Origin of the sequence: Sporichthya sp. (assembly GCF_013815995.1) — a bacterium.
Taxonomy (GTDB): Bacteria; Actinomycetota; Actinomycetes; order Sporichthyales; family Sporichthyaceae; genus Sporichthya.
In genome coordinates this window covers 16653-29507 of sequence record NZ_JACDFE010000021.1, presented here as the reverse complement: position 1 = coordinate 29507, position 12855 = coordinate 16653, and the positions used below count along the sequence as shown (strand labels likewise).

At 71.4% G+C, this 12855-nt stretch carries 11 protein-coding genes and 2 pseudogenes; 7 read left to right on the top strand and 6 right to left on the bottom strand.

Annotated features, from left to right (window positions below; translation table 11 throughout):
* A pseudogene (locus tag H0X00_RS04425) lies at positions 1-277 on the top strand (cysteine--tRNA ligase); the annotation flags it as partial.
* Between the two features lie 108 nt (positions 278-385).
* Here H0X00_RS04425 and rocD read toward each other — a convergent pair.
* Together rocD and ddaH are read right to left on the bottom strand one after the other, a co-directional pair.
* Positions 386-1558 carry an ornithine--oxo-acid transaminase gene (rocD, locus tag H0X00_RS04420; RefSeq protein ID WP_367186429.1) on the bottom strand — a complete coding sequence of 391 codons (1173 nt, stop codon included), beginning with the start codon at positions 1556-1558 and terminating at the stop codon, positions 386-388.
* Between the two features lie 76 nt (positions 1559-1634).
* Positions 1635-2414 carry a dimethylargininase gene (gene ddaH / locus H0X00_RS04415; protein ID WP_367186427.1) on the bottom strand — a complete coding sequence of 260 codons (780 nt, stop codon included), beginning with the start codon at positions 2412-2414 and terminating at the stop codon, positions 1635-1637.
* 207 nt (positions 2415-2621) lie between these two features.
* On the opposite strand from ddaH, the gene H0X00_RS04410 reads away from it, so the two are divergent.
* Positions 2622-3200, top strand: a complete 579-nt coding sequence (locus H0X00_RS04410; RefSeq protein WP_293767545.1) for a dienelactone hydrolase family protein — start codon at positions 2622-2624, stop codon at positions 3198-3200.
* A gap of 61 nt (positions 3201-3261) precedes the next feature.
* Here H0X00_RS04410 and H0X00_RS04405 read toward each other — a convergent pair whose 3' ends face one another.
* The 4 genes from H0X00_RS04405 to mshB form a co-directional block, all read right to left on the bottom strand.
* A complete protein-coding gene (locus H0X00_RS04405) occupies positions 3262-3720 on the bottom strand; it encodes an Lrp/AsnC family transcriptional regulator (RefSeq protein ID WP_367186426.1) in 459 nt (152 codons plus the stop codon).
* A gap of 13 nt (positions 3721-3733) precedes the next feature.
* Entirely contained in the window at positions 3734-5665 is a 1932-nt protein-coding gene (locus H0X00_RS04400) for a VanW family protein (protein WP_293767543.1), read from the bottom strand.
* Positions 5666-5792: 127 nt separating this feature from the next.
* Positions 5793-6203 (bottom strand): DUF6113 family protein, encoded by a 411-nt coding sequence (locus H0X00_RS04395; RefSeq protein WP_293767542.1) that lies wholly within the window; start codon positions 6201-6203, stop codon positions 5793-5795.
* Complete coding sequence (gene mshB / locus H0X00_RS04390) at positions 6200-7099, bottom strand: N-acetyl-1-D-myo-inositol-2-amino-2-deoxy-alpha-D-glucopyranoside deacetylase (protein ID WP_293767541.1); 900 nt, start codon at positions 7097-7099, stop codon at positions 6200-6202. Before mshB ends, H0X00_RS04395 begins: the two co-directional genes overlap by 4 nt.
* A gap of 121 nt (positions 7100-7220) precedes the next feature.
* On the opposite strand from mshB, the gene H0X00_RS04385 reads away from it, so the two are divergent.
* The 5 genes and pseudogenes from H0X00_RS04385 (at position 7221) to H0X00_RS04365 (ending at position 12800) form a co-directional block, all read left to right on the top strand.
* A complete protein-coding gene (locus H0X00_RS04385) occupies positions 7221-8120 on the top strand; it encodes a hypothetical protein (RefSeq protein ID WP_293767540.1) in 900 nt (299 codons plus the stop codon).
* A 90-nt stretch (positions 8121-8210) separates the two neighbouring features.
* Positions 8211-9140 (top strand): hypothetical protein, encoded by a 930-nt coding sequence (locus H0X00_RS04380; RefSeq protein WP_293767539.1) that lies wholly within the window; start codon positions 8211-8213, stop codon positions 9138-9140.
* Between the two features lie 83 nt (positions 9141-9223).
* Positions 9224-9466: a BBE domain-containing protein gene (locus tag H0X00_RS23650; protein WP_367186424.1), complete on the top strand. Its 243-nt coding sequence runs from the start codon at positions 9224-9226 to the stop codon at positions 9464-9466.
* A gap of 498 nt (positions 9467-9964) precedes the next feature.
* Positions 9965-10655: pseudogene (locus H0X00_RS23645) on the top strand (ATP-binding cassette domain-containing protein); the annotation flags it as partial.
* A gap of 45 nt (positions 10656-10700) precedes the next feature.
* Positions 10701-12800: a prolyl oligopeptidase family serine peptidase gene (locus H0X00_RS04365; RefSeq protein WP_293767534.1), complete on the top strand. Its 2100-nt coding sequence runs from the start codon at positions 10701-10703 to the stop codon at positions 12798-12800.
* Positions 12801-12855: the final 55 nt, after the last annotated feature.

The following is a 12855-nucleotide window of genomic DNA, read 5'->3' as shown; positions in this document are numbered from 1 at the left end:
GTTCACCCCGGACGCCGTGGCCGCGGCGGACGCCGAGCTGAAGCGCTGGCGCGCCCTGGTCGCGGACTGGGCGGAGCAGCCCAGCGCCGCGATGGCGGGGGTGGGCCCGGTCATCGCGCGGATCGAGGACGACCTGGACCTGCCCGGCGCCCTGGTGGCGCTGGACCAGCTTGCGGCGGACACCTCGATCAGCCCGGGCGCGCGGTTCGAGGCCTTCGCTCACCTCGACCGGCTGCTCGGCCTGGACCTCGCCGCGGACGTCGGCCGGCGGCGCTAGTCGTGTCGCCCTCGCCGCCGCCGTCCTGGCGACGAGAACCTGCGGATGACATCCGTTGAATGGTCAAACTCGACACTCAACGGATGACATCCGTGGTGATCGGGAGTCTCAGCCGCGGAGGGCTTCGGCCAGGCGGGAGACGGCCCAGTCGATCTCGTCGCCGGTGATGACCAGCGGCGGGGCCAGGCGAATCGTCGAGCCGTGGGTGTCCTTGGCCAGCACGCCCAGGCGCATCAGACGCTCGCAGATCGCCCGCCCGGTGCCGGCGGAGGGGTCGATGTCGATGCCCGCCCACAGGCCACGGCCCCGGACCGCGGTGACGCCCATCGGCATCAGTTCGCCGAGGCCGTCGTGCAGGCGCTCGCCGAGGGTGCGGGCCCGCTCCTGGAACTCCCCCGTCGCGAGGAGACGGACGACGGCGCGGCCGACGGCGCAGGCCAGCGGGTTGCCGCCGAAGGTGCTGCCGTGCTGACCAGGCTTGAGCACGCCCAGGACGTCGGCGTCGGCGACCACCGCGGAGACCGGCACGATGCCGCCACCGAGGGCCTTGCCGAGCAGGTACAGGTCCGGGACGACGTTCTCGTGGTCGCAGGCGAACAGAGCACCCGTCCGGCCCAGCCCCGACTGGATCTCATCGGCCACGAACAGCACGTTGTTGCGGGTGCAGATCTCGCGCACCGCGGGCAGGAACCCGGTCGGCGGGACCAGCACGCCGGCCTCGCCCTGGATCGGCTCGATCAGCACCGCGACGGTGTTGGCGTCGATGGCGGCCTCGATGGCGGCGGCGGCGCCGTAGGGCACGACCGTGAAGCCGGGGGTGAACGGGCCGAAGTTGTTGCGCGCGTCCGGGTCGGTGGAGAAGGACACGATGGTGGTCGTGCGGCCGTGGAAGTTGTCCGCGGCGACGATGATGTTCGCCTGGTCGGCAGCGACGCCCTTGACCTCGTAGCCCCACTTGCGGGCGACCTTGATGGCGGTCTCGACGGCCTCGGCGCCGGTGTTCATCGGCAGGACCATTTCCTTGCCGGACAGGTCACCCAGCTCGGCGCAGAACTCGTAGAGGCCGTCGTGGTCGAAGGCGCGGCTGGTCAGGGTGAGCCGGTCCAGTTGCTCGCGGGCGGCGTCGAGCAGCGCCGGGTGCCCGTGCCCGAAGTTCAGCGCCGAGTACGCGGCCAGGCAGTCCAGGTAGCGGTTGCCGTCGACGTCGGTCACCCACGAGCCGGCGGCCTCGCGGACGACGACGGGCAGCGGGTGGTAGTTGTGCGCGCACCGGTCCCGCAGATCGGCGCGGGCGGCCGTCTCGGCGGTACGGGCTGACGGGACCGTCACAGGCCACCTCCGAGCGCCAGCGAGGAGGTCACCAACGCAGTTCCAGGGTGCAGCACTTGGGACCTCCGCCGGACTTGCGGAACTCGGACAGCTCGACCGGGATCGGATCGTAGCCCCGATCCCGTAGGGCCGCCGCGAAGCGCACGCTCTCGACCGGGATCACGACGTTGCGGCCGTCGGAGACCGAGTTCATCGAGAACGTAGCGGCCTCGGCCTCGTCGACCGTGATGGCCTCCGGGAACATCCGGCGCAGGACCGCGTTGCTGCCGGCCGAGAAGGCGCCCGGGTAGTAGGCGATGTCGTGCTCGCCGAGGATCGCGACCGCGGTGTCCAGGTGGTAGAACCGCGGGTCGATCAGCTGCAGCGAGACCACCGGCTTGCCGAAGAACTCCTGCGCTTCGCCGTGGGCCGCGCGCGAGGTCCGGAAGCCGGTGCCGGCCAGGATCACCGTGTCCAGGTCGAGGAAGTCGCCCTCACCCTCGTTGACGGTGCTGGTGGTGCCGAACTCGGAGAACATGTCCGCCTCGGCCAGCCAGCGGGTGTAGGCCGGGCCCTCGGGCTGCCGCTCGGCCGCCAGGAAGCTCGCCGCGAGCACCTTGCCGTCGACGATCAGGGCGCCGTTGGCGGCGAAGACCATGTCCGGCAGGCCGGTCACCGGCTCGATGAAGCTCACGGTGTGCCCCAGCGCGCGGTAGGCATCGCGCAGGCCCTCCCACTGCCGCATCGCCAGGTCGAGGTCGACCGGCACGCTCGGGTCCATCCACGGGTTGATCGCGTAGGTGACCTCGAAGAAGCTCGGACGGCACATCAGGTAGTGGCGCGGGCGGGCGACGCGGGCGGTCAGCGGCGTCACGGTGGCGGGCACAACCTGGTTCGCCCGGGCCGGAACCGAGGCGGTCTGCGCACCGGAGGTGTGAGGCATCGTCATACCTACGACGGTAGGAACCGCAGGGGCCCTCCGTCAGGCGAAAGTGTTGCGTGTGGGCGGCGGTTCGTTGCGTGTGAGGATGGGGCCATGGCACATATCGCCCTATTCCACTCGATCCTCGGCGTGCGGCCCGGTGAATTGGATGCGGCCCGTCGCTTCACCGAGGCCGGGCACGAGGTCCGCGTCGTCGACCAGTACGACGGCGAGGTCTTCGACGACTACGAGGACGCCACCCAGTACGCGCGCACGATCGGCTACCACGAGCTGGTGGGCCGGGCCCTGGCCTCGACGCTGGACCTGCCGGACAACTTCGTCGTCGTCGGGTTCTCCAACGGCGCCGTCATGGCCGAGTACGTCGCGCTGCACCGCCCGGTCAGCGGCGCCCTGCTGATCAACACCGCCGTCGAGGTCGCCGAGGTCGGGGGGCAGGCCTGGCCGTCCGACGTCCCGGTCCAGGTCCACCACTCGATGGAGGACCAGTGGAAGGAACCCCAGCAGATTCTCGACTTCGTCGCCCAGGTGCAGGCGGCCAACGCCGCGGTCGAGGTGTTCGACTACCCCAAGGGCGGGCACGTGTTCACCGACCCCTCCAAAGCGGACGAGTACGACGAGGCCGGCGCCGAGCTCTTCTGGCAGCGGGCGCTGGAGTTCTGCGCCAAGCTTTGACGTTGCCATCAGTGCTGGGCCCCGGGCTCCGAACCAAGAGGCGTGTCACGCCAAATGGTTCCTACGCCAAGCCGCCGGCCTCGGCCCGGCGCAGCAGCGAGGACATCACGATCGCCGACCGGGTCCGGGCGACGAAGCGTTCGGCCGCGATCTGCTCGACCACCCGCTCCAGGTGCTTGATGTCGCGGGCGAGCACGTGCAGCAGCGCATCGGCGTCCCCGGTGACGGTGGAGGCCGAGACCACCTCGGGGAACTTGGCCACCGCGGCGCGGATCTGGGCCGGGGTGGTGCGGCCCTCGCAGTACAGCTCCACGAAGGCCTCGGTGGTCCAGCCCAGCGCCGCCGGGTCGACGACGGCGGTGAAGCCGCGGATCGCGCCGGTGGACCGGAGCCGGTCCACCCGGCGTTTGACCGCCGGGGCGGACAGGCCGATCTCGTCCCCGATGTCGGAGTAACTGGTCCGGGCGTCGGCCTGCAGCGCCGCGACGATCTGCGCGTCGAGCGGGTCCAGGTCCGACACCGTCACAGCCCGGTCAGTCCCTGCCGGAGCCCTGAACAGAACCCGACGGGTTCGGCGGGACGGCCGGGTTCGGGGTGGGCGACGGCGGAGCCGGCGTCGAACTCGGCCCCGAGGTCGGGGACTTCGACGGCTTCGGCGTCTTGGTCGGCGCGGCTGAGCCACTCGGCTGCGGCGTCGGGGACTTGGTGCCGTTGCCCGGCTCGACGCAGGTGATCTTGTCGGTCGCGTCGTAGTGGGTGTCGTAGCTCTCCCGCTTGACCTCTTCGCCGCCCTTGCGGAACACCCGGGTGACGGTGATGTCGAAGCCGTCGGCCGGCGCCTGGTCGTCGCAGTCCGGGACCTCGGACTCGATGGACTTGGGCGAGGTGATGTTGCGCTTCGGGCCGCTGATCGACTCGATGTCGCCCCAGACCTTCGTGCCCCACATCGACACCGCGATGGAACCGACCTTGTGCGTCGCCTGGACGTAGATGGCGTAACCGGAGTCGTTCTGGAAGCGCAGATCCTTCTCGCCGAACGAGACGGTGGCCTCACGCCCCGCGGGGTAACGGCTGATGTAGAGACTGTGCGGGTTGTGCTCGATGTCCTTGAGCCCGGCGAAGAACGCAGCGTTGTAGGTGGTGGTCGCGGACTGCGAGACCCCACCCCCGAGGTCTTCGGCGAACTGCCCGTTCTTGATGATGAAGCCCTTGACGAACCCGTTGGCCGCGGTGCGCTCCCCGACGATCTTGTTGAGGCTGAAGATGTCGTCGGGCATGAGGATCGTCCCGTTGATCAGCTCCGCGGCCCGCCCGATGTTCGTCACCCGGTAAGCGGCGTACGGGTAGAAGGTCTTGAAGCTGGAGATCTTCTCGTGGATGTCGAGGGCCTCGGCGTCCTCGGTCGTGAACTCCGCCTGCTCGGTGCGCGCGCCGGCGTCCAGGGTTCGCGGGACGTCGGTGCCGAGCACCTCGGCCAGGCGGGTACCGAGCAGATCTGCGTTCAGGGAAACGCCCGACCGGCTGGGGAGGATCTCGACCTCGCCGTCGCCGCCGCTGCCGTCCTCCTCGTCGTCGTCGCCGGAGAACCTGAACTTGGCGTCGCGCGGTTCCTTGCCCAGCTCGTCGGTCTTGCCCTTGAGGCTGTCCAGGAGACCCGGGCCATCGACCACGAGCTTGAGCTCGCCGTTGTCCGGCTCGGTGGACAGGAAGCGGCCGAAGTCGATCGGCTGCAATTCGATGGAGTCCTTCGCGACCGTGATCGTGACCGGGGCCGACATCGCCTTTCCGCCGATGCCGGCGATGGCGCGGTCCACCGCGGCCTGGTCGATCTCCGGTTGCACGTCGACGATCTGGGCCTCGATCTCGTCGTCCCCGGCGAGGAACGCGCGCACCAGCTCGGCGCCGAGCTGGTCATCGTCCAGGCCGCGGCCGGCGACCGGGGTCACGGCGACCGGAACCCCGGTGTCGAAGGTCAGCCCGCCCTCGACGAAGCCGAGGCGGACCTCGCCGTTCATCGCCTCGACGGCGTCGTCGAGCTTCTCCTGGTCCACGGTCGGGACCGGCTCGATGTCCTTGCCACCGCCGAACAGGCCGCCGAGAAGGCGCAGCGGCGAGGCCCAGCCGCTCTTGGCCTTCTCCGCGGTCGCCGCGAAGTCCACGCCCAGACCGAGGTCCCCGACCGGCTTGGTCAGCCGCTTGTCGGCCGCGACCACGGTCATCTCGGCCGGCAGCTTGCCCGGCAGGGCCTCGGCGAGCCGGGCCTGCCCGTCCTCGACGGAGCGGCCACCGATCGGAACGCCGAGAACCTCGGTGCCGCGCGGGATCTCTCCGGAGCTGACAGCGGCGGCGACGCCGTAGAGCAGCCCCAGGGCGGCGAGGACGCCGCCTGCGATGATCCCCGCGCGCAGTGCCGTGCGGCGCCCGCCGGACCCGTCAGCCGCGGCGATCGGCGTGGACTCGGTCACGAAATCTGCTCCCCTCCAAGGCGCGTGGCCAATCGCCGCGCCGTTCCCTCGCGGACAAGTACACCAAAGCCCCGCCGACGGGGCAGGCGAACCCCGCCGAAGCCGCGCCGCGGACTCGGGCGGCGGCCTAGGCCGGGCCCGCCGCCTGGAGCGCGGGGTACGGCAGGGTGGACACGACGGCGAGCGTCAGGGCACCGCCGAACAGGTAGAGGTAGCCGGGGGTGTCCGCGGCGATGATCACATCGCCTTCGGCCCGGGCGGAGGTGAAGAGCAGCACGCTCACCAGCCAGCCCACCGAGACCAGGCCGGGCCCGAGGCGGCTCCGCGCCACCAGGCCCGCGCTGATCGTGACCGCAGCGAGCACCACCAACGCGAAGACCGACCCGATCGGCCAGCGCAGCCCCAGCCCGACGGTGCGGGCCTGCAGGAACGACCCGCCCGCCCCCAGCACGAACCCGAGCGCCACGAATCCCACCCCCGCGCCGACCACCAGAGGCAGCCGGGCGGTGGCTATCGGGTTGGGGCCGGGGCCGGTCACAGATGGGCGAACAAGTCTGATTCGAGCGCTCCGGCGGGGGTCGCGCCCTCGAACAGCGTGCCTCCGACGAGGCGGAAGCACTCCACGGCCCAGATCTTCTGGCCCAGGTTGTTCGACAACGCGAAGAACGGGCCGTCCACCGTGATCTGGGTCTCGTGGGCGCGCATGGCGGCCATCTTGGCGTCGATGTAGGCCTCGTCCTCGACCTGCGTGGTGATGAGCTCGTCGGGCACGCCCATGCCGAGGTCCTCGACCTTCTCGACCCCGTTGAAGAACTCGGTGTCCCCGGCCGCCCGCATCGCGTCGATGCCGGCCTGGAGGAAGGAGAACGGGAGGGCGTACCAGTAGATCTTGGCCACCGACCAGGCCTCGCCCAGGTCCGGGCGGAAGCCCGGGTCCGCGGCCAGTTCGGCGGCGCGCATGCTCACCCGGTGCGCCTGGATGTGGTCCGGATGCCCGTAACCGCCGATCTCGTCGTAGGTGACCAGCACCTGCGGACGGACCTCGCGCAGCACCTCGACCAGGTGCGCCGAGGCCTCGTCGACGTCCGCCCGCCAGAAGCAGGTCTCCTGCTCGTTCGATGGGGTGCCGATCATCCCGGAGTCCCGGTAGCGGCCGGGGCCACCCAGGAACCGGTTGTCCGTCACCCCGAGGGCACCCATCGCGGCCGCGAGCTCATTGATCCGTTGCGGTCCGAGCGCGTCATCCTGGTCGGCCGCCAGGTGGACCAGGCCGGGCACGAGGATCTCGCCCTCCTCGCCGAGGGTGCAGGTCACGAGCGTGACGTGGGCGCCCTCGGCGGCGTACTTGGCCATCACGATGCCGCTGTTGATCACCTCGTCGTCCGGGTGGGCGTGGACGAAGAGGATGCGGCGGTCAGCGGTCGGCGCGGGCATGCGCCGGAATCTAGTCGACGCTGCGCCCGCGACCACTCGGCGCGAGGAACCTGAGGGCGACTTGCCGGGTTAAGGGGGGAAACGTACCGTCTTAGGTCAGCCTAAATTTCGGAGTCGTCACATGCCCTTCACCGCCGCGGTACCGCTGCTCGCGGGTTCGCTGCTGCTCGCGGCGGCCGCGCCGAGCGCGGCGGTGCCGAACCAGATCGGCGGGCTGGGCGGGGTCCTGGTCGGGGGCGGGGTCGCGCTCGGCGCCTACGACTACCCGATCGAGGCCAACAAGAAGATCACCGTCGAGCGGTACCTGCTCAAGCCTGGCGAGATCATCAGGTGGGGCGAGCGGCCCTCCACCATTGTGGTCATCCCGCAGGGCGGTGACCTGGTCAATTACCCGTCCTGCGATCTGCAGTACCCGATGGCGGCCGGGCAGGCGAACTGGCTGCCCCGCTCCCAGTACGCCTGGTCGCTGGAGGGCGTCACCGCGAACCAGACCGACGCCCCGGTCGAGGTGGTCGCGATCATCTCCGACGTCCCCGGGGTGGCGCAGCGGGTGGACCAGTTGCACCGCGAGGGCGGCGAGGGCCCGCCGGAGCCGGACCCGCAGCCGGCCTCCGGCTGCCCGCAGGGCGCCGCCGCCTCGCCGGTCGAGGTGGTCAGCGGGATCGCCAGCGCCGGCGCCCGGCCCGCGACCATCGACCACGACCAGGTCGCGGTGCACCGCTACACCCTTCCGGCTGGAAGCTCGACCGGCTGGCACTTCATTCCCGACCCGGGATTCATTCTCCCGGTCTCCGGCACGGTCACCATGCGGCAGGACTGCGGGGCGGGCACCCCGATCCAGCCCGGGCAGGCCCGCCTGCACTCCGCGGACGCCGACCCGCACCTGCTGGTGAACACCGGCACCGAGACGGCCGAGTTCTTCGCGGTGATCTTCAGCATCCCGAACCCGTACCCGGTGGCCCTCCCGGACACCGTTCCCGGGCCGCCACCCAGCGACTGCCCGGAGTCACTCCTGGACTGACGGCCCAGCCGGACCACCTTGTCGGGGTTCGGGGCGGAACGTACCGTTTAAGCCATTCTCAGGTTTCGGCCTCAGCTTCAGGAGTCGTGCATGCACCGGTCCGCCGTCACCCCGCTCCTGGCGGGCGCCCTAATTCTGCCGCTGGCTGCGCCTGCCCAGGCCGCGGAATCCGAGCCCGTCGGCAACGTCAACATCGTCATCGCCGGGGTCGCGTTCGGCCAGTTCACCTACCCGCTGGAAGCCGGGAAGCGGATCACGATCCAGCGGCACGTGCTGGACCCGGGCGAGATCATCAGCTGGAACGGCCCGTCCACCGTGGTGGCCATGCACGGCAACGAGGACGGCGATCTCACCAACTTCCCGAACTGCCGCTCGCAGCAGACCTGGCGCCCCTATCCCGCCTACTACGTGGCGCGGTCGAAGGAGGCCGGGACCTTGACCGGCGTCACCGCGAACCGCTCCTCCGTGCCGATCGAGTTCTACACCGTGAAGTCCGAGGCGATCGGGGTGCCGCAGAGCGACGGTCAGCTGCACCGGGAACCGACCTCGCCGCAGGCCGGTGACGTGATCGCCGGGGAGGAGCCGAACCCCGGCGGCGTCGGTGACCCGGTCACCGTGGCCAACGGATGCCCGGCCGGGGCGGAGGGCGAGACCACCCAGCTCGCCTCCGGCGTGATGGGCGCCTCGAAGGGCATCGACCTGACCGACCACACCCAGATCGTGGTCTACCGGCACAAGCTTGCGGCCGGCTACAGCAGCGGTTGGCACTCCCCGAACTGGCCGACGGTGATCGTCCCGATCAGCGGGGAGATCACCACGCAGCACGGGTGCACCGACGTCACCCCACAGCCCGTGGGCGAGGCCGACGTCGCGACCGGGCCGATCCTGGTGAAGAGCAAGGGCGCCGCGGAGTACCTCAGCGTCGTGTGGAACATCCAGAACGCGTTCCCGGTCGACGCGCCGTTCAACCTGCCGGAGATGCCGCCGGCGGGCTGCCCGGAATCCGCGCTTCCGCTCTGAGGTCCCGCTGACGGGGGATCAGGACGATCCGGGGTCCCGGCGCCACGGCCAGCGCCAGGCCGCCGGGGCGGAACGCGGAACCGGTGACCCGGCGTCGCGCTCGGCCCGTCGGGACCGAGTGCGGAACAAGCCCCCGAGATCGGCTGGGCCCGGTCGTCCCGGGCGGCCCTGGCGCCGTTCGCCAACGGCGGGGTGTACCTGAACTCTGCGACGTCACCGCCACCGACGCAGACAAGGTCTTCGGCAGTTCCGCGGCGCGGCTGGCGCAGATCCGCGGCGCCTATGACCCGGACGGCCTGTTCGCGGCCGCGGCGGTGCGGCCGTGAGTGGCCGTGCTGGAAGCGTGAAGCCGACATCCCTTACGAAACACCTGTGACGGCTGAGGCACCTCGATCACCTCAGGAGTAACGACTGGGATGTCGGCTTCACGGCTCCGGCACCAACACGGCGCGGCGACCGCGGGACGCCCGGTCAGAGCCGAAATTTCGGTGGGGCCGAGGCACCTCCCCGGGGTAGCGTCGCCCGGTCATCAGCCCGGTGACGCCGCCGGAGGGGTGCCCGTGAACAGCACCTCCTTCGTCGGCCAGATCGACTCGGTGTGCCGGCAGCTGTCGGACCTGCAGGCGGGTCTGGGCGCGCTGCAGCGACTGCGGTCGATGTTGGAGGCCGAGACCGAACCCGTCGGCGGACGCAGCGTTCCGCCCGGACCGGTCGGGGTGTCGGTGCGCGGTCTGCACTTCGCCTATCCGCAGGGCAGCTTCGGCCTCCGCGACATCGACCTCGTCATCCCGGCGGGCAGCACGCTGGCGCTTGACGCTCCGACGCGGACGCCGCTCAAGCACCTTCAGCTCGACGATCTGACGGTGGTTCACCCCGACGGCACGATCGGGGTGCGCGGGGTGAGCTTCACGATCCAGCGCGGGCAGGTGGTGATGCTCGTCGGATCGGTCGGGTCGGGCAAGTCCAGCCTGCTGGCGTCCCTGGCGGGGCTGGTGCACACGACGGCCAGATTCGCTGGAACGGGACGGACGTCGTCGACCCGCAGACGTTTCTGAAGCCGGGTCAGATCTCCTACATCGCCCAGGTTCCCGGGTGCTGTCCGGGACGTTCGCCGACAACGTCCGGCTCGACCATCCCCTCGCCACCTCGGACCGGGCGATCGAGGACTCGCGCCTGACCGACGATGTCGCCGCGGCCGGTGGGCTGGACGCGGTCGTCGGACATCGTGGGGTCCGGCTCTCCGGCGGACAGGTTCAGCGCCTCGCCTTCGCCCGGGCCCTGGCCGCCGACGCCGAACTCGTCCTCGCCGACGACGCCTCCAGTGCCCTGGACGCCCGCACCGAACTGGAGCTGTGGTCGGCCCTGCGCGACCGCGGTGCAACCGTGCTCTCCGCGACCTCCAAGCAGGCCGCACTCCGCCAGGCCGACGTCGTCGTGGTCCTCGCCGACGGAACTGTGGCGGCGGTCGGACCGTGGGCCGACCTGGCGGAGCGCTGGGGTCACCTGGCCGGCTGACCGGGCACCGTCGATCTCCCAGCGTGGGCTGATTGGATTCCGGCCATGACCGCCGAGTCCTTCCCCCGCCTGTCCGCCCGCACCCAGCGCTTCACCCTCGGGGCCCCGCGCAACCTGACCGTCGCCCCCGACGGCAGCCGCGTGGTGTTCCTGCGCTCGGCTTCTGGCACCGACCGCACCACGCTGCTCTGGGTCGCGGACGTCGGCGCGGACTCGGTGACCGAGCGGATCGTGGCCGACCCGCGGGACGTGTTCTCCGGCACCGAGGAGCTCTCCGCGCAGGAGCGGGCACGGCGCGAGCGGGCCCGGGAGGGCGCCGGGGGCGTGGTCGGGTACGCCACCGACGGCGCGGTCTCGGTCGTCGCGTTCGGGCTTTCCGGCTCCCTCTACGTCGCGGATCTGTCCGGCGGCGGCGTGCGCGCGCTGTCCACCCTCGAGCCGGTGATCGACCCGCGGCCGGACCCGACGGGACGTCAGATCGCCTACGTGGCGGGCGGAGCGGTGCGGGTCGTCGGCGTGGACGGCACCGGCGACCGCGAGCTGGCGGGCCAGGACGCGGGCGTCGACGTGAGCTGGGGGCTCGCGGAGTTCATCGCCGCCGAGGAGATGGGGCGCTACCGCGGCTTCTGGTGGTCCCCCGACGGGGAGGCCCTGCTGGTCGCCCGGACCGACAACACCCCGGTCCGGCGCTGGCACATCGCCGACCCGGCCCAGCCCGGGCAGCCCCCGGCCGAGATCGCCTACCCGGCAGCCGGAACGCCCAACGCCCTGGTGAGCCTGCACCTGCTCCGGCTCGACAGGACGCGGGTGGACCTCGAGTGGGACCGCGTCCGGTTCGAGTACCTGGCCGCCGTGCACTGGTCCGGCAACGGCAATCCGCTGCTGCTGGTGCAGACCCGCGACCAGCGCACGACCCAGATCCTGGAGGTCGAGACCGGCTCCGGGGCGACGGCGCCGCTGCACACCGAGACCGACCCGGTCTGGATCGACCTGATCGACGGGGTGCCGTCCTGGTCCTCGAGCGGAGAGCTGATCCGGGCCGCGGACTCCGGCGACGTCCGGCGCCTCCACCTCGGCCGCCGGGTGGTGTCCGGCGACCTGCAGGTGCGCGGGCTGCTGGGCAGCGTCGGTGGCGACGTGCTGTTCGCCGCCTCCGCGGACGAGCCGACCGAGGTGCACGTCTACCTGGCCGGGCCGAACGCGCCGGTACGGCTGTCCAAGTCCGCCGGCGTCCACACCGCGACCGCCGGCGGCCCGGTCGTCGCGCTGGCCTGCGCCTCACTGGACTGGCCCGGGCGGCGGACGTTGATCCTGCGCGATGGGATTCTGATCGGCGAGATCGCCTCGCACGCCATGACACCGCCGCTGTCCCCCGCGCCGCAGTTGCTGCGCGCGGCGCCCCGGGACGTCCGGACCGCCTTGCTGCTGCCGACCGGACACGTGCCCGGCACGTCGCTGCCGGTGTTGATGGATCCCTACGGCGGCCCGCACGCCCAGCGGGTCACCGCGGCCCGCAACGCCTTCAACGAACCGCAGTGGTGGGCCGACCAGGGCTTCGCGGTCGTGGTCGCCGACGGGCGCGGCACGCCCGGCCGGGGCACGTCCTGGGAACAGGCGATCGCCGGCGACGTGGCCGGGCCGATCTTGGAGGACCAGATCGATGCGCTGCACGCTGCGGCCAAGGAGTGCCCGGACCTGGACCTGAGCCGGGTCGGCATCCGTGGCTGGTCCTTCGGCGGCTACCTGGCCGCCCTCGCCGTGCTGCGCCGCCCCGAGATCTTCCACGCCGCGATCGCCGGCGCCCCGGTCACCGACTGGGCGCTCTACGACACCCACTACACCGAGCGTTACCTCGGCCACCCGGACACCTCGCCGGAGGCCTACGCCCGCACCTCGCTGATTACCGGCGCCGCCGCCCTGACGCGGCCCCTGCTGCTGGTGCACGGCCTCGCCGACGACAACGTCGTCGCCGCGCACACCCTGCAACTCTCCGGCGCCCTGCTCGCGGCGGGCCGGCCGCACCAGGTGCTCCCGCTCTCCGGCGTCACGCACATGACCCCGCAGGAGGTCGTCGCGGAGAATTTGCTGCTGTTCCAGCTGGACTTCCTGCGCAAGGCGTTAGGCGTTGCGTCCGAACAAGGGTGAGCTCTAACTCTCGCTAGTCGGACGTCGCAGGGCGCAGCGCATGCGGCCACTATTG